This window comes from Pseudomonas baetica (genome assembly GCF_019733355.1).
GTDB classification, from domain to species: domain Bacteria; phylum Pseudomonadota; class Gammaproteobacteria; order Pseudomonadales; family Pseudomonadaceae; genus Aquipseudomonas; species Aquipseudomonas baetica_A.
In genome coordinates this window covers 13,746-29,831 of the sequence record NZ_JAIHLQ010000011.1, presented here as the reverse complement: position 1 = coordinate 29,831, position 16,086 = coordinate 13,746, and the positions used below count along the sequence as shown (strand labels likewise).

11 protein-coding genes and 1 pseudogene are annotated in these 16,086 nt (G+C 61.5%); 4 read left to right on the top strand and 8 right to left on the bottom strand.

Annotated features, from left to right (window positions below):
* Nucleotides 1-27: 27 nt before the first annotated feature.
* The 3 genes from K5E40_RS12155 to K5E40_RS12145 all read right to left on the bottom strand — a co-directional run bounded on the left by K5E40_RS12155 (nucleotide 28) and on the right by K5E40_RS12145 (nucleotide 9,016).
* A complete protein-coding gene (locus K5E40_RS12155) occupies nucleotides 28-6,384 on the bottom strand; it encodes an Ig-like domain-containing protein (protein WP_221730948.1) in 6,357 nt (2,118 codons plus the stop codon).
* A 55-nt stretch (nucleotides 6,385-6,439) separates the two neighbouring features.
* Complete coding sequence (locus K5E40_RS12150) at nucleotides 6,440-7,285, bottom strand: sulfotransferase (protein WP_221730947.1); 846 nt, start codon at nucleotides 7,283-7,285, stop codon at nucleotides 6,440-6,442.
* A gap of 150 nt (nucleotides 7,286-7,435) precedes the next feature.
* On the bottom strand, nucleotides 7,436-9,016 hold the full coding sequence (locus K5E40_RS12145) for a glycosyltransferase family 39 protein (RefSeq protein ID WP_221730946.1): 1,581 nt from the start codon (nucleotides 9,014-9,016) through the stop codon (nucleotides 7,436-7,438).
* A gap of 239 nt (nucleotides 9,017-9,255) precedes the next feature.
* Between K5E40_RS12145 and K5E40_RS12140 the strand changes: the two genes are divergently transcribed.
* Entirely contained in the window at nucleotides 9,256-9,843 is a 588-nt protein-coding gene (locus K5E40_RS12140; protein ID WP_221730945.1) for a phage tail protein, read from the top strand.
* Between the two features lie 56 nt (nucleotides 9,844-9,899).
* Nucleotides 9,900-10,211 (top strand): DUF6916 family protein, encoded by a 312-nt coding sequence (locus K5E40_RS12135; protein ID WP_221730944.1) that lies wholly within the window; start codon nucleotides 9,900-9,902, stop codon nucleotides 10,209-10,211.
* Nucleotides 10,212-10,265: 54 nt separating this feature from the next.
* Here K5E40_RS12135 and K5E40_RS12130 read toward each other — a convergent pair whose 3' ends face one another.
* Genes K5E40_RS12130 through K5E40_RS12110 form a run of 5 tightly spaced genes read right to left on the bottom strand, consistent with a single transcriptional unit; the run spans nucleotide 10,266 to nucleotide 15,175 of the window.
* Entirely contained in the window at nucleotides 10,266-10,445 is a 180-nt protein-coding gene (locus K5E40_RS12130; RefSeq protein WP_221731072.1) for a DUF6124 family protein, read from the bottom strand.
* 30 nt (nucleotides 10,446-10,475) lie between these two features.
* Nucleotides 10,476-10,970 carry a GNAT family N-acetyltransferase gene (locus K5E40_RS12125; protein WP_221730943.1) on the bottom strand — a complete coding sequence of 165 codons (495 nt, stop codon included), beginning with the start codon at nucleotides 10,968-10,970 and terminating at the stop codon, nucleotides 10,476-10,478.
* 12 nt (nucleotides 10,971-10,982) lie between these two features.
* Nucleotides 10,983-13,079, bottom strand: a complete 2,097-nt coding sequence (locus K5E40_RS12120) for an efflux RND transporter periplasmic adaptor subunit (protein WP_221730942.1) — start codon at nucleotides 13,077-13,079, stop codon at nucleotides 10,983-10,985.
* Complete coding sequence (locus K5E40_RS12115; RefSeq protein ID WP_221730941.1) at nucleotides 13,080-14,399, bottom strand: efflux RND transporter periplasmic adaptor subunit; 1,320 nt, start codon at nucleotides 14,397-14,399, stop codon at nucleotides 13,080-13,082.
* Complete coding sequence (locus K5E40_RS12110) at nucleotides 14,396-15,175, bottom strand: efflux RND transporter periplasmic adaptor subunit (protein WP_221730940.1); 780 nt, start codon at nucleotides 15,173-15,175, stop codon at nucleotides 14,396-14,398. Before K5E40_RS12110 ends, K5E40_RS12115 begins: the two co-directional genes overlap by 4 nt.
* A gap of 171 nt (nucleotides 15,176-15,346) precedes the next feature.
* On the opposite strand from K5E40_RS12110, the pseudogene K5E40_RS12105 reads away from it, so the two are divergent.
* Both K5E40_RS12105 and K5E40_RS12100 read left to right on the top strand, forming a co-directional pair.
* Nucleotides 15,347-15,720, top strand: a pseudogene (locus K5E40_RS12105) (type II toxin-antitoxin system RelE/ParE family toxin).
* Complete coding sequence (locus K5E40_RS12100; protein WP_221730939.1) at nucleotides 15,713-16,018, top strand: XRE family transcriptional regulator; 306 nt, start codon at nucleotides 15,713-15,715, stop codon at nucleotides 16,016-16,018. The pseudogene K5E40_RS12105 and the gene K5E40_RS12100 overlap by 8 nt, the downstream one beginning before the upstream one ends.
* Nucleotides 16,019-16,086: the final 68 nt, after the last annotated feature.

The following is a 16,086-nucleotide window of genomic DNA, read 5'->3' as shown; positions in this document are numbered from 1 at the left end:
CGCTCAGTGTTAAGTAATTGTGTGTTGTCAGGCCGATATTTCGCTGATGCCAGCCTGTTGCAGAGCGCACGCCAGGTTGTCGACCCGGTGCTGCTCGCTGTCTTTGAGTTGCTGCAATTGCTCAACCAGGGTCGGGGCGCCAAACACGCCGCGCAGCCCTTGGGAAACATCGCCGGCCTTGATCGAATGGCTGCCGAAGGCATTCAGCGAATCACGCGCGGCGTCGCTGTTCTGATTGAACAGACTGGAGAGCGTACTGGTGCCGAACACCCCGCCATCGCCGCCGCCAAAGCCAAGGAAACCATGGCCGGCGCCGTCACCAACGTTGTCACTGCTGCTGAACACCTGAGCAAGGAAACTCGGGCTCAGGGCACCGTGGTTCATGAATATGTCGCCCAAGGGGCGGATGCCGTTGCCGATCACCCGCTGTTCGAACAACGGCGCAAAAGTCAGCGGTGAGCCAAGGTCGCCCGTCGGGGCGCTGAACACGATCGGTTGCAGCGCGGTGTAAGGCACATCGGGGAACGTCACCGGATCACTGCTGCGGAACTGCGGATTCGGCGTAACCACGAAGGTCGGCGTCGTCGCCGTGTTCACCACGTAGTTGCCGGACTGGCTCACACCGCTGCCACTATTGCCCGCCAGGTCACTGACGCCGCCCCGGTTGACGGTGATCGCATTGCTGGCGCTGCTGACATTGGCGCTTGGCGTCAGGGTCGCGGTCCAGGTCTTGCCGCCGTCATTGCTGCTCAGGTTGGACAAGGTGCCATTGGCGACACTGATATCAGAGAGATCAAAACCGCTGACCGCCTCATTGAAGGTGATCGTCACCTGCGAGGTCTGGCCAACACCCAGGTTCGGATTGGCGACCACCACGGTGGCGGTCGGCCGTTCGCTGTCCAGGGCATAGTTGTTCGACACCGCCACGGTGCTGCCGACGTTGCCCGCCAGATCCGTGACGTTGCTCGTGTCGAGCGCGATGAAATTGCTCGGGTCGGTCACATTGGCGGTTGGCGTGAACGTGGCGGTCCAGGTTTTGCCGCCGTCATTGCTGCTCAGGTTGCTCAATTCGCCGTTGGTCACGCTCAGGTCGGACAGGTCGAAGTTGCTCACCGCCTCGCTGAAGGTGAACGTCACAGTGGTGGTCTGGCCGATACCCAGAGTCGGGTTGGCGACCACGATGCTCACCGTTGGCCGGGTCGCGTCGAGCGCGTAATTGTTGGAGATGGCGATGCTCGCACCGAGGTTGCCGGCCAGGTCCTGCACGCCGGCAGTGTCGATCACAATCAGGTTGGTCGCATCGTTGACGTTGGCAGTCGGCGTCAGCGTGGCGATCCAGGTGATGCCGCCATCGCTGCTGCTCAGGTTCGACAGCGTGCCGTTGGCGACGCTGATGTCCGACAGGTCAAAGCCGCTCACCGCTTCACTGAAGGTGATCGTCACGGTGGTGGTTTCGCCGATGCCCAGGCGATTGTCGGCCACCACGATCGTGGCGGTGGGCAGTGCGGTGTCGATCGCGAAATTATTCGAGTCCGTGGTGCCCACGCCGCTGTTGCCCGATGTATTGACCACACCGCTGTTGTCGAGGGTGATGACGTTGGTCGTGTCAGTGATATTGCCGGTGGGTGTGAACGTCGCCGTCCAGGTAATGCCGCCGTCAATGCTCACGATGTTGCTCAGGGCGCCATTGACGATGGTCAGATCAGCGTTACTGAATTCTGCGACGGCCTCGCTGAAGGTAATGGTCACCGTCGAGGTTTCCCCGGCCTTGAGCGCGGTGTCTGCGACAACAATGGTTGCGGTCGGCACTTCGGTATGCACTGCGTAATTGCCCGAGTTGGTGGAGCCAGTGCCAGCATTACCGGCCAGATCGCTGATGCCGGTATTGTTCAGGGTGATCAGGTTGGTGGAGTCGCTGACGCCAATGGTCGGGGTAAACGTTGCCGTCCAGGTGATACCGCCGTCGCTCGACGACACGTTGCTCAGCGTGCCGTTGGCGACGCTCAGGTCGGAATTGTCGAAACCGGTCACCGCTTCGCTGAAGGTGATGGTCACGGTCGCTGTTTCGCCGGGGCGCAGATCGTTGTCGCTCACGACGATGGTCGCGGTCGGACGCTGACTGTCGACGGCGTAGTTGTTCGAATCGGTGGTGCCGCTCCCGGCGTTGCCTGCCCCGTCGACGATACCGGTGTTGTCCAGGCTGATCAGGTTGCTGGTGTCGGTGATGCCGGCCGCTGGGGTAAACGTCGCGGTATAGGTGATGTTGTCCGAGGTGCTCAGCCCTGAAAGCGTGCCGTTTTCGGCGGTCAGGTCAGCCAGGGTGAAACCGGTCACTGCCTCGCTGAAGGTAATGGTGACCGTGGTGGTCTGGCCAACGCCCAGCGCCGTGTCCGCCACCACAATGGTCGCGGTCGGGCGCTGGGTGTCGATGGCGTAATTGTTCGAATCCGTGGTGCCGACCCCCACGTTGCCAGACCCGCTCTGCACCCCGGTATTGTCCAGGGTGATCAGGTTGGTCGCGTCGGTGATATTGGCGCTTGGGGTAAAGGTCGCCGTCCAGGTGATGCCACCGTCGCTGGTGCTCACGGCGCTCAGCGTGCCGTTGGCGACGGTCAGGTCAGCATTACTGAAGCCCATCACCGCCTCGGAGAAGGTGATCGTCACCGTGGTGGTCTCGCCGATGCTCAGGCTGTTGTCGGCGACCACAAGAGTGGCCGTCGGCACCATCGTGTCGATCACGAAATTGCCGGAGTTGGTGACGCCGGTGCCGGCGTTACCGGCCAGGTCAGCGATGCCGGTGTTGTTCAGGCCTATAACGTTGCTCATATCGTTGACCCCGAGCGTGGGCGTGTACGTCGCCGTCCAGGTGATGCCGCCATCGCTGCTGCTCACGGCGGTCAACGTGCCATTGGGAATGTTCAGATCGGCGTTGGTGAAGCCTGTCACTGCCTCGGAAAAGGTGATGGTCACCAGCGACGTTTCACCGGCACTGAGGCTGGTATCGGCCAGCACGATGGTCGCGGTCGGGCGTTGCGTGTCGATGGCGTAGTTGTTCGAATCGGTGGTGCCGCTGCCGGCGTTACCGGCCAGGTCAGCGATGCCGGTGTAGTCCAGGGTCACCAGGTTGGTGGCGTCGGTGATATTGCTGGTCGGGGTGAAGGTTGCCGTCCAGGTGACACCGCCATCGCTGCTGCTCACGGCCGTCAGCGTGCCGTTGGCGATGGTCAGATCGGCGTTGCTGAACCCGGTCACCGCTTCGGAGAAGGTGAAGGTCACCAACGATGTGTCGCCGATTTTCAAGGCTGTGTCAGCGAACACGACAGTGGCCGTCGGGCGCTGGTTGTCGATGGCGTAGTTGTTGGAGTCGGTGGTGCCGCTGCCGGCATTGCCGTTCAAGTCACTGACCCCGTTGTTGTCCAGGGTGATCAGGTTGGTGGGATCGGTAATGTTGGCGGTCGGCGTGAAGGTTGCCGTCCAGGTGATACCCCCATCGCTGCTACTCACGGCGCTCAGCGTGCCATTGGCGATGGTCAGGTCGGCATTACTGAAACCCGTCACGGCCTCGGAGAAGGTGATGGTCACCAACGATGTTTCGCCGATTCTCAAGGCGTTGTCGGCGACGACGATGGTCGCGGTCGGACGCTGCGTGTCGATGGCGTAGTTGTTGGAGTCGGTGGTGCCGCTGCCCGCATTGCCGGACAGATCGGAGATGCCGGTGTTGTCCAGGGTGATCAGGTTGGTGGTATCGCTGACGTTATTGGTTGGCGTGAAGGTCGCCGTCCAGGTGATCCCGCCGTCGCTGCTGCTCAAACCGCTCACGCTGCCGTTGGCCACGGACAGATCGGCGGTGGTGAAACCGGTCACGGCCTCGCTGAACGTGATGGTGACCTGCGAGGTTTCCCCAGCCTTGAGCGCGGTGTCCGCGACGACAAGGGTGGCCGTCGGGCGCACAGTGTCGATGGCGTAGTTGTTGGAGTCGGTCGTACCGCTGCCGGCGTTACCGGCCAGATCAGCGATCCCGGTGTTATCCAGCGTGACCACGTTAGTGGTGTCGGTGACACCGCCGCTCGGCGTAAACGTCGCCGTCCAGGTAATGCCTCCGTCGCTGCTGCTCACGGCGGACAACGTACCGTTGGCGATGGTCAGGTCGGCGTTGGTGAAACCGCTGACCGCTTCAGTGAAGGTGATGGTCACCAGCGACGTTTCACCGATTTTCAGGGCCGTGTCAGCAAAAACGATAGTGGCCGTCGGGCGCTGGGTATCGATCACGTAATTGCTGGAATTGGTGGTACCGACACCCACGGTACCGTCAGAGGTGGCCGCCACACCGGTGTTGTCCAGGGTGATGACGTTGGTGGTGTCGGTAATCCCGTTGGTCGGCGTGAAAGTCGCGGTCCAGGTGATCCCGCCATCGCTGCTGCTCACGGCCGTCAACGTGCCGTTGGCGATGGTCAGGTCGGCATTGGTGAAACCACTGACTGCCGTGTTGAAGGTGATGGTCACCAGCGAGGTTTCGCCAATTTTCAGGGCGCTGTCCGCCAGTACGATGGTCGCGGTCGGTGGCTCGACGTAGTTGGGGTTGTACGTGCCGCCGGTACTGTAAACCGCATCCGTGGAACTGGGCGAAGCGCCTGTCGAGCCGCTGTTTGAAGGACCGCCAACACCACTGGCCGCCGCGTTGCCGGTCATGGCGGCGACGTTGGCAGCGGTGATCAATACCGTACCGCCGTTGTTCCAGATGGCCCCGACGCCACGGCCACCATCACCGCCGTTGGCAAGGTTGCCGCCGCTGCCACCCCCACCGCCGCCACCACCCGCCGCGAGGTTGTTGCTGATGACTGACGTGCCGATGACTTTCAAGGTGCCGGTCGAGGCGTTGTAAATACCGCCGGCCGCGCTGCCACCAACGCCGCCGACCGCGTTCCAGCCCGAACCACCACCGCCGCCACCAATGAACAGCGTGCCATTGGTCGCGGAGCCGCCGTTGCCGCCGTGACTGTAGCCGGAGGCGCCATTGCCGCCGACGCCGCCAATGTTGGTACCGCCGCGCCCGCCCATGTCGTTCTGGGTGTAGCCGCCGCCATAACCACCGGTATTGGCAGTGCCGGCCCCACCGGCATAGCTCAAGTTGCCGGGGCCTGTCGAACCGCCATGGCCACCGTTACCGCCACCGATCCCACCGCCGCCACCGCCGCCGCCACCGGAGTATCCACCGGACAAGCCACCGCCGCCGCCGCCACCGGAAGCGGCGTTGGCAGTGACTGTCACGTTATTGAGCGTAAGAATGCCGGCGTTGAAAATCCCGCCACCCATGGCGCCCGCCGCTGCCGCGCCACCGTTACCGCCATTGCCGGCCACCAGTCCCTTGGTGATCACCAGCCCGTCCAGTGTCACGGTGCTGCCGGAAGTGACTTCCACCACACGGGTCTTGTATTGCCCATCGAGGGTCACGTCGGCCACGCCGTCGTTATTCAGATCGCCATCGACGGTGATGTTCTTGTTGATCAACAACTCGGAGTTGAGCTGCACGGTCATGCCGGCGTTGAAGGTGACAATGTCGCCGTTTTGCGCAGACGCCAGTGCCGTACGCAACGAGCCGACACCCGAGTCGAGGTTGTTAGTCGCGGTCCAGGTGGCCAGGCCCCACTGATATTCGCTCATCGCCTTGGTCGACAGGACGTTGGCGCTTTCGATGGTGCCGGTGGCAATTTCCAGATCCCAGTCGCCGCCGACACCGGTGCGGTTGTTCGAAGCGGCCACATCCCGGCCGGTCAGCTGCGCCAGCGAGTCGACGAAACTCAAGCCGCGATCCCCCTCGGCGGTGTAGCAGCCGTAGATCAGGATGTCGCCGCCAACGTTCATGTCCTTGCCGATTTCGCCGAGGATCGCACTGCGTTGCGCGACGTTATCGGCAGACAGATAACTGTTGCCCAGCCACAGATCGCCTGCGTTGCCGTAGGCAATGATCTGTACAGAGCTGACGCCTTGATGCTGATCGAGATAATCGGCGATCTGTTGCAAGCCGTCCTTGGTCGCGTCGAGTTTCACCACTTGGGTGCCGGGAGCAATGCCCTGGAGCAGGCTGTCGGCGTCCTTGACCCGGGAATCGACGAACACCACGCTCTGACCCGGCACGGCGACGGGGCTGGCGGCTGGTGTCGCATCGGCCTGACCGTGGGTGTCCTTACTGGCCACCGGCTGATCGGCCGTCGGCGTTTTCGCTGCGTCCGCTGTGGTGTGGCTGTCAGCCTGGGCAGCGGTATCGGCCACCGTCGCCGCAACGGCTCCGTCGAACAGCATGCGCGGCTCCAGCGACATGATCATCGGCGCGGCAAGCGTCTGCTGACATTCGGTTACTCGCGACTTCTGCTTGCTCCACCACATGCTGCTCACCCGGATTCGAACACAGTTATTGACGCATCAATGAAAAACGCCGCGATCAACTGATCGCGGCGTCGGACTTCATACGAATGACATTGGCAGCGCTGGCTGAGCCATCGAGCCAAAAAGACAAATCAGCGTATTGCTTGAACAGGTCCGGCGGCAGAATCGTGCGCCGTGACTCCAGAGCGACCTTGGGTTTGACCTTGTGCAGGCCGGCAACGCCAAGGGCTTGATCGAATTGCGGCGCGTCGTATGCCAGATGTTCAAAATCGTGTTCGAACCATGGCTCGCCGATAAAATCGTAGACCAGCCGCAGCACTCGCTCCGGGGCCTGGGTCAGCAAGTCGTAATCGATGATCAGCAACGAGTCGGCGTGCTCGCCGTAATAGGCTTCCTTGAGCGCCGCCCAGGCAAAACCCACCAGCCGGTTACGCTGAGCCAGAGTTTCGCAGCGGCTGTAGACCGTGTTGCGCTCGACGGCGTCGCCGAACAGCTTGGTGTTTTCGTAAGGATTGGCGCGGTAGAGGCGTTCAAGGCTGTCCATCACCCACGCGACGTTGCGCACGCAAGCGATGATTTTGGCGTTGGGGAACAGGTCGTTGAGCGCGGGCAGCCGCGAGCTCCATTGACGGTTGGTGTCAAACACCACCGGTTTGTTGGTCTTGTCGGCGTAGTAGGAATCGAAAAGACCCCGCAGCAAACGGCGGCGCGTCTCGGTGTCGATCACCGCGCCGAACTCACTGCCGGCGCTGCATTGCTCGAGCACACTGGAAAACAGCGAGCCCACCGGGCTGGTCATACCGGCGTGAAACCGCGGATTCTGCAAAAGGATCGCAGAAAGCAGGGTCGAGCCTGAGCGCGGTAAGCCGGAGACAAAGTGGAACTGCTGCAATCCCTTCACCGTAATCGGAAGTCCTTTTGTTCGACAAAGCGTAGTTCAAGAACAACCCTACGACTAGTAGTGTTTTGACATCATTCAAGAGCAAAAAGAACTAACCGGTTAATTTTTTATCGCGAATAAAAAGGTGAATCGATTAAGTCCGCACAGGACTTATTCAACTGCCGGCTTCACATCGAATAATCGCGCCTGCGCCCCACCGGCGCGCACCTCGGCGCTGAGGTGCCAAGTCGCCGGCAATGGCAGGAATTCTCCAGGTTCATCAACGGTTCCCACCAGCCAGACCCGGCGATTGCCCGTCAGTTCGGCCAAGCTGTCGAGGTAGACGTTAGTGCTGACCAGCGTGCCAAAACCGTACTCATTCGGCCGTGTCGAATGGCCGTCCGCGCGGGGTGGCGTGTAGAGGCGCACTTGAGCGCCGGTTTGATCGTAATAGACGTAGCTCAGGTACCAGAGCATGTCGCTGATGACGATGCCGTCACCGGGCTGGAACTGCTGATTGACGTAACTCACCATATGATCGAGTTGATCATTGCTGTCGACCGTGGCGTTGTTGTTCACGCCAATCAGTTCGACCCCGACCAGCGACACCAGCACCGCTAACGCCAGCCCCCGGAAACGACTGTAAAAACGGTCGATGGCCAACGCCGCAAGCATCGGCAGGCCCAACGCAAACGCGGTCAGGTAGCGCTCGATGAACACTGGCGTGATGAACGACACCGCAAACACCAGCAACAGCGGCAGGCCGGTGTAAAGCGCCAGCAGCACACTGCCGCGCGATACGCTGCGGTCACGGGCCAATGCCACCCCGGCCAGCACCAGCAAGGCCAATGGCATCGCGATGAAGACCAGCAGCGGCAGGTTTGCGCCATCATCCTGAATCAGCCAGGACCAGATCATCGCCGGCAACGAGGTCAGGCTCACCGGGTCTTCCCAGCCCACATCGCCAGCGGCCTTGAGCTGTTCCATGTGCTGCATCAGATTCAGCAGTTTCGGCAACCACGGCAGATAAAGTCCGGCAATGGCCAGGTTCGCCAGCCACCATGGCGGTTGTTGAATATGCCGGAATCGATAACCGCGTTGCGTACGAATCACGCCCAGATAAATCCAGTGACTCAACGCCGCCAACACGGCGAAGTAATGGGTGTAGAGCGCCGCGCTCATCAACAGCACGTAAAACACCAGATAACGCCTGCGTTGCGCACGTCTGATCCAGTAAACCAACGCCAGACTCGCCGCAATGAGCAACAACCCGAGCAGCGAATACATGCGCACTTCCTGGCTATAGCGCACCGCCGTGGGCAGCAATGCCAGCAACACACCGGCGATGATCGCGGCGCGGCGAGTGGCCAAGCGATCCACCAGCCAAACCCCTGCGCCCACCACAGCAATACCCAATAGCGCGCTCAGGCAACGGATCGCAAAAATCCCGTCACCGAACAGTTCGATCCAGCCGTGCAACAGCATGAAGTACAGCGGCGGATGCACATCGAACGCCGCATGGTTCCAGATCCCGCCCAGCGAATAACGCGCCAGCAGCAGGCTGGAACCTTCGTCGCCCCAGATCGCAGCGGCCGTCAGGTCGTAAAAACGCACAATCGCGGCCAGCGCCATGATGGGCAGCAGCCATTGTTTTTTCGCCCAAAGGATCACTCGCCAGTTGCCGAACCAGGAGCCGGGTGTTGCCTGGGGGTCTTGCGTATCGCCAACCGGCGTGACTCTGTTTACCGTCATTGTTTCCTCTGGCCCGTGGCAAAACACCGCTAATGCAGATCCCCAGAAACCTGCCGGTCACTTTAGGTCAGCCACGCGATAGCCGTCGATGCCGGCGTGCGGTTTCACGACATCCGGCAACCTCGCCGATCCGGGTCTACGCTGAGCCGTGGCGTAATCTGGCAAAGGAGGGGGAGGCATCACCGCAGCCTGAATCCTCACGCGGCCCGCCGACCATCAATCAGAAGGGAGAGGACTTTATGGACGTTTACATGGGCACTGTTTTGACGTTTGCCTTCAACTATGCGCCCAGCGGCTGGGCCTTGTGCAACGGTCAGATGATGAGTGTTTCGCAATACAGCGCGCTGTTTGCGTTGCTGGGCACCAACTATGGCGGCAACGGTGTCCAGACGTTCGGACTGCCTAATCTGCAGAGCCGAATGCCGATCTGCCAGGGCACCGGCCCCGGCCTGTCGACTCGCGTAATGGGGGAAATTTCCGGCACTGAAGCCGTCATACCGACCCTCAATAATCTGCCGAACCACACTCACACACTGGCGGGCCTCACGGCCACCACCACCGTGCAACTGGCCAACCCAGCGAGCAACCCGTTGGGCGCCCCGACGGCCACCAACGCCTATATCGGTGCTTCGGGCACCGGACCCGGTCTGGCGAATATCTTCTCGGACGCACAAGGCGCTTCGCCCGTCCCCCTCAAAGGTGCGCAGACCGCGATCAGCGGGACCATCACCTCCACGGGCAACGGCCAGTCGATGGCGATCATGAACCCGTACCTGGTGCTCAACTTCAGCATCGCGCTGCAAGGCATTTTCCCGTCGCGCAACTGACCGACTGCCGGGGGTGGCGACCCTCCCCCGGTTTCCTCACTGGCTGGAGCGAAACCATGTTGCAAACGGTTCAAAGCCAACATTTCCAGGCGCTGCTGGGCCGGATCGGCACCCTGTACCTGCCCGATGGCAGTGCACTGCAAATCCATATCGAACACCTTGAAGAGCAGCCCGCCGCAAAAATGCGCTACAGCGAACGAATGCCATTCAGTGTCGAATTGAGAAGTCTGGAGCCGACTGAATTTGTCGACGGATTGTGTGCGCTGGAACTGCCAGAAATCGGGCGAGTGCAGGACATCTTCGTGTCCCGGGTGCCGCCGATGGGGCGAGATCCGCAGTTGGGCTATTTCCACATCACCTTCAACTGACTCAACAACAATCCCCCGGTGGGAGCGGGCTTGCTCGCGAAGGGGATTTGGATTTCAGGCCGCAGGGTCGAGGTTGTCGAGGGCTTGGTTGACGGTCAGTTCGCCGAGCATCATGACCTGCTGGATGCCCGGCAAGGTGTGGCGGTAGGGCGCGTCCAGCAAACCGGCGAAATCACTGAGCATCACGCAAGGTTGTGTAGCCTGGGTCCGCGTCCGGGAATGTCGCTTGAACATTACCGTTCAAGACCCGGCTCCTGCCGGGGTTCATTGGGGATACCAGACAAGTCTTTCGGCGGCGGGATTGCTTTCTTCCACGGCAAATCCCAAGGCCAAATAGTGCCGGCGTGCCTGGGGATTGCTGCTCCAGACCACCGTCGCCACCGGGCAGCGAATCTGCTGCGCGGCTTTCTGCACGCCTTGCAGCACGGCGCGGCCAAAACCCTGGCCACGCGCCGGCGGGATGAACGCCAGATACAACACGCGAATTTCGTTGGCGCCGAAATCGGTGCTCAAGGCACCGATGGCCGTGCCGAGTTTTTCCACCACGTAGTGCATGGCGTTGGGGTAGTTATCCCCCATGCCCTGCTCCTGCACCTGAAACTGCTGGGCGGCTATTTGCTGCACCTGTTCCGGCTCGCCGTCGATCCATTGCAGATCCGGCCGCGCCGTTTGATACAGGCTTTGCAGAAATGGCCCGTCGGTTGCCCGCGAAGGCCGCACCACCAATCCCTCTGCTGCCACTGCTGCGTTATCCGTCATCGCCGCTCTCCGTTAAAAACCGCTTTCCCTGACCCCCAGCGCCGCCATCCGCCGCCATGCCACACCCAGCAACGACTCGCCGCGCCCCTGCAACACGACCACGCCGCGCAACGGTTGCAGCGGCGTCGGCGCGCGATCGAGCACACTCAGGCGCGCGCCATATTGCGCCTGCACCGGTTCCGCCCGTTGCTGTTGATCGCGGCGCACGGCAATCGGCCCGTGGTGATCGGACGTCAGTGCTTGCTGATCGACGTAGGCCACGCCGTTGGTGTCGATTTCATCCAGTTGCACCGCGAGCGCCGGGTGCATCGGGTCGTCGGCGATGAACCGGCCGCTGGCGCCGGGTTTGACCCGCCACAACTGCGCTTCGGCCAGATAACCGCGCAGGCGTGTGCCGTCCTCGACGACCCGGGCCAGTGCATCCTTGCTCGAAATCCAGCGCCCGATGCTCAGGTTCGGTTGCAAATCACGCACATATCCAGCGTGCGGGGCGCGCAGCAACAGGCGTTCACGCCGGGCCGTGAGCCCGCGGTATTCGGCCACCGCTTCGGCCAGTTTTTGTTCAACGACACCGGCGTCCGCCGCTGTTTCACTGCGGCCTGCCTGCCGGCGCATCAGCAACTGCTGGATCTGGATTTCCCGCCGCACGATGGCGCGCTTCGAATCGAGATCCGGAGATTCCAGCTCGATCAACACATCCCCTTGGGCCACCTTCTGACCGTCGTGCACTTTCACCGCTTTGACCCGCGCCGCGGTGGGTGCATATAGAGCGCTTGCACGTCCGGCCTCCAACATCGTCGGCAGTTCCACGGCGCTGCGCCAAGGCACAATCAGCACCAGCAACAACCCCAGCAATGCCAGACTGAAAAGCAACACGCGCGGGCCATGCGCCTGCTCGCGGCGGCTCCACCACTGGCGCCACTCACGCATGATCGGCAGAAAGATGAACCACACCAGTTCCACCAGCATCAGGAAGATCCCCAACACCTTGAAGAACAGGTGATAGACCGCCAACGCGATCCCGAAAAACAACGCCGCACGCCATAACCACGAGCCATACCCCCAGATCAGCAAACGCCGTTGCATTTTCGGCGACCAAGGCTCCGGCGCAGGTGCGCCATAACCGAACAAAAACTCGCGCAAGCGCCAGCGACACAAGGCAAACGCCCGGCCCTGAAGGTTGTCGACTTGCCACAAATCGCTGATCAGAAAGTAGCCGTCAAAACGCATGAAGGGATTGAGATTGACCACCAGCGTGGTGATCCAGGTGGCGCTGGCGAGCATGAACGCCGCCGTGCGTCCCGGGCCATCAGGCAACAACGACCACGCCAGCAGTGCAATGCACGCCAACAGCAACTCAGCCAGCACGCCACCGGCGCCAATCAACAACCGTGCGCGACGATCATTGACGCGCCAGGCATCGCTGACATCGGTGTAGAACATCGGCAGCAGCACCATGAACGCCACGCCCATGCTCTGCACCCGACACCCGGCGCGCTTGGCCATGAACGCGTGGCCGAACTCGTGGCACAGCTTGGCAAAGAACAGCGCCACGCCGAACGCCAATGCGCCTCCGAGGCTGAACAGGTGCGGAAAGGTGCCGACAAACCGCTGCCAGTCCCGCGAAACCAGAAACACCCCAAGCGCCAACGTCGCCGGCAAACCATAGCGCAACACGCGTGGGCCGAAGCGTTCCAGCCACGGCCAGGCGCGATTGAGAAAGGCGTCCGGACGCCACAGCGGTATGCGGAAAAACAGGTACTGATGCAGAAGGATTTGCCACAGGCTCTGTTTCTGCGCCAAGGCCTTGAGCCGGTAACTGGCGCGCTGTTGATCGTCGAGGGCACTGATCAAATCGTGCCCACGGAGAAACTCCAGCAATTGCTCAAGCTCGGTGCCGTCCAGCGGCAGGCCCGGCTCACGATTGGCCGCACGCAGGACCTGATCGGCATCGCCCAGCGACCAGTGGCGCAACAGGCGCATCGCCGCCGCGCCCAGTTTGAAATAACGCCCGCGCACCGGGTCGGCCAGGGTCCAGCGTGGCGAGCCGTCCAATGCTGGCGCTGCGGGCGACAGTTGCAGGTCGGCACGCAGGCTCGGCAGGTTCATTTACAGGCCCACGCTCTGGCGCAGACCGGCCAATGGACGACGCAACAGGTACAGCGCCAGCGGCGCACGGTCACCGAAGATTTTCGCCGTACCGCGCAGGCCGATGCGCGGCGGTGCGTCGACGAAATTGGCGTCGAGCCGATACGCCAGTTGCCCGCCAGCCGTCGGTTGTGCCTCGTAGGCCGAGCGCTCCAGCGTCGCGAGGTGGCGCTTCAAGGGATCGCTGTCGAGAAACAACGCGATCTCGGCACCGGGCTCTAACGATATCGCGTCGCCCACCGCCAGTTCGATACGCAGTTCGGCCTGGTTCGGGTCGGCAATTTCCATCAGGCGTTCGCCGGTCTGCACGGGTTTGCCGGTCAAGCGTTCGGCATCGGCGAACACCGCGATGCCATCGCGTTCGGCACGCACTTCGCTGCGATTAAGCAACTCGCGGGCGTAGTCACGTTCGGCGCGTTTTTGCTCGACGCGCGCGGCCAGCAAGTCGATCCGCGAGTTGGATTCGGCATCGGTGAACGAGCGCTGGGAATTGGATTTGAGTTCGGCCTCGGCCACATCCAATGCCCGTTCGGCCACATCGGCCTGAGCCGTGAGGGTCGTGTTTTCGAAGCGCAGCAACAGTTCGCCGGTTTTCACCGTTTGATTGGGTTTGACCAGAAACTCGGCGATCACCCCGTCCAGCGGCGCCGCCACCACACGGCCGCCCAGCGGCACCACTTCGGCCGGTGCCAGCACCGATTGACGCACCGGAATCAACAGCCCGAGCAACAGCGCCGCGACCAGTGCCACCTGACGTTTACGCGTCCAGCGCAACCGCCAGGGTTTGCGTGGCTGCAGCGCCAGCCAGGCGTGGCTGTAGGTATCGCCCAGTTGCGAGAGCAAGACTTGTTCGGAGGGATTCCACGGCACATCGCGGGCCAGCCACAAACCGCCGAACACCTGTCCATCCCGATCAATCAACGGCAGCCAGAACACTTGTGCGGCGGACAAACTGCGCCAATCCGCCTGGATCGATTCGCCGAGCAACTGCGGCGCAATCACCCGCGCCTGTTGCAGCACATCCTGCTTGAACAACTGCGCCACGGCTTGCTCGACAAACGCCACGAACGGCGCATTGGGCTCCACCGCGCTGACGCCGGTCACCGCTTGCACCTTGCCTGCGATCAACAACGCGGCATGGCGAAAACCGAACAGCGACTGGCCGTCATTGACCAGGCTGTAGGCCAGTTGCGACGCATCGCGGGCTGCCCGGGTCTGGCGTTCGAGGTCAAGAAACCGCGCAAACACCTGCTCGGCGCCGCCGCTCACCGGGGCGTTCAATTAAGCTCCGAAAAATGCGCCGTGCCGCTCATGCCGGCCAGTAAGCCTTTGGCTTCGGGGAGTGAGGCGACCAGCAACAAGGTCTGACTGCCCTCATCGATTCGCGCGCCGAGGCGTTTGACCGTGGCCTCGAGCGGTTGACCTGTTTCATCGGGAACAAAGGAAAACGTCTGGCCAGGCTTGAGTTTGGCCATCCAGCGCGACGGGACCAGCAGATGGATTTCCAGTGTGCGGTTATCGACCACATCCAGCAGCGGCGCGCCGGCCGACACGCTCTCATAGCGCTTGACCTTGCGTTCGACCACTTGCCCGTCGAATGGCGCAATCACGCTGCAGCGTTTGACCTGCACCTGATAGACCTGAGATTGCGCCTGGGTTTCGCTGACCTTGGCCTGCGCCCGCGCCACTTCGAAACGCCCGACAGAATTGAGCGCGGCCAATTGTTTGTTGTGCGCCAATTCTTCACCGGCGCCACGGCTGGCCGCTTGCGCAGCATTGAGTTGCGCCTGATAGGCCGAGCAATCGAACCGGGCCAGCACGTCGCCCTTCTTGAACGACTCGCCCTCACTGAACGGCAACTCGACAATCCGCCCGGACAGCTCACTGGCCAGAATCGCCTGATCCCGAGCGCGAAGCACACCCCGCGCCTCACTGCTCGCGGCACCCGCCCCGGCCGCGGGGCTATCGAGCAGCGGATCGTCTAGCCCGGGCGTTTGCGCCTGAACGGCACACGTTACAAAGGTCAATCCAAAAACCCAACCACGAAAACGCTGCATAACCGCTACTCCCTGACGGATGTGCGGAGTCTACGACAGCGAGGGTTAGCGTCAAGCGAAAGGCCAGCATTGCGCCTTTGTCTTGGGTGTAAACACATCGGAAGTGCTCAGGTCAGCCCATCGAAAATGGAACCCTGATGGAATATTCCATAGCGCCCATATTCGCCTCCCATGAAGTGGGATATCGAATACACCGACGCGTTCGGCAACTGGTGGGAAGACCTGACTGAAAACGGGCAGAGCGCCGTGGCTGCAAGCGTCAAACTGCTGGGTCAATTCGGACCGGGTTTACGCTTTCCGCACAGTCGTGCAATCAACGGAGCGCGGCACGGCCATTTACAAGAACTGCGAGTTCAACATGCCGGACGGCCGTATCGCATTCTTGATGCGTTTGATCCAAGACGTTGCGCATTACTATTGATCGGTGGAGACAAAACCGGTCAGGACCGCTGGCATGAAGTCAATGTCCCGCTCGCCGATCAACCGATCAACTGTACGCTGAGCATCTAGAAACATTGCGCAAAGAGGGTTGTAACAATGGCTAAGAAATTCGCCGAACTCCAAGCGCGCATGACACCCGAAGCCCGGACGGGCGCCGATTCGATCTACGAGCAACACATCAGGGAAATGCCACTCAACGAACTTCGGCAGGCCAAAGCCCTGAGTCAGGCTACGCTTGCCGAAACGCTGCATGTCAATCAAGCGGCTATCTCGAAAATGGAGCGCCGTACTGATATGTACATCAGCACGTTGCGCAACTGTATCCGTGCGATGGGCGGCGAACTTGAAATCATCGCAACGTTTCCCGAAGGGCAAATCAACATCGAAAATTTCGCAGGTTGAGCACCCGAAGTCCGCTTCAACCTGTGACACCTTCTGCTGACGATCTACTCGGCAGCCTGCACATCACA

Excerpts from the sequence above, each read along its gene's own strand:
- K5E40_RS12145 (WP_221730946.1), bottom strand. The coding sequence starts at position 9,016 with ATGACGGTAAACAGAGTCACGCCGGTTGGCGATACGCAAGACCCCCAG.
- K5E40_RS12120 (WP_221730942.1), bottom strand. The coding sequence starts at position 13,079 with ATGAACCTGCCGAGCCTGCGTGCCGACCTGCAACTGTCGCCCGCAGCG.
- K5E40_RS12110 (WP_221730940.1), bottom strand. The coding sequence starts at position 15,175 with ATGCAGCGTTTTCGTGGTTGGGTTTTTGGATTGACCTTTGTAACGTGT.
- K5E40_RS12130 (WP_221731072.1), bottom strand. The coding sequence starts at position 10,445 with ATGTTCAAGCGACATTCCCGGACGCGGACCCAGGCTACACAACCTTGC.
- K5E40_RS12135 (WP_221730944.1), top strand. The coding sequence starts at position 9,900 with ATGTTGCAAACGGTTCAAAGCCAACATTTCCAGGCGCTGCTGGGCCGG.
- K5E40_RS12140 (WP_221730945.1), top strand. The coding sequence starts at position 9,256 with ATGGACGTTTACATGGGCACTGTTTTGACGTTTGCCTTCAACTATGCG.
- K5E40_RS12125 (WP_221730943.1), bottom strand. The coding sequence starts at position 10,970 with ATGACGGATAACGCAGCAGTGGCAGCAGAGGGATTGGTGGTGCGGCCT.
- K5E40_RS12155 (WP_221730948.1), bottom strand. The coding sequence starts at position 6,384 with ATGTGGTGGAGCAAGCAGAAGTCGCGAGTAACCGAATGTCAGCAGACG.
- K5E40_RS12100 (WP_221730939.1), top strand. The coding sequence starts at position 15,713 with ATGGCTAAGAAATTCGCCGAACTCCAAGCGCGCATGACACCCGAAGCC.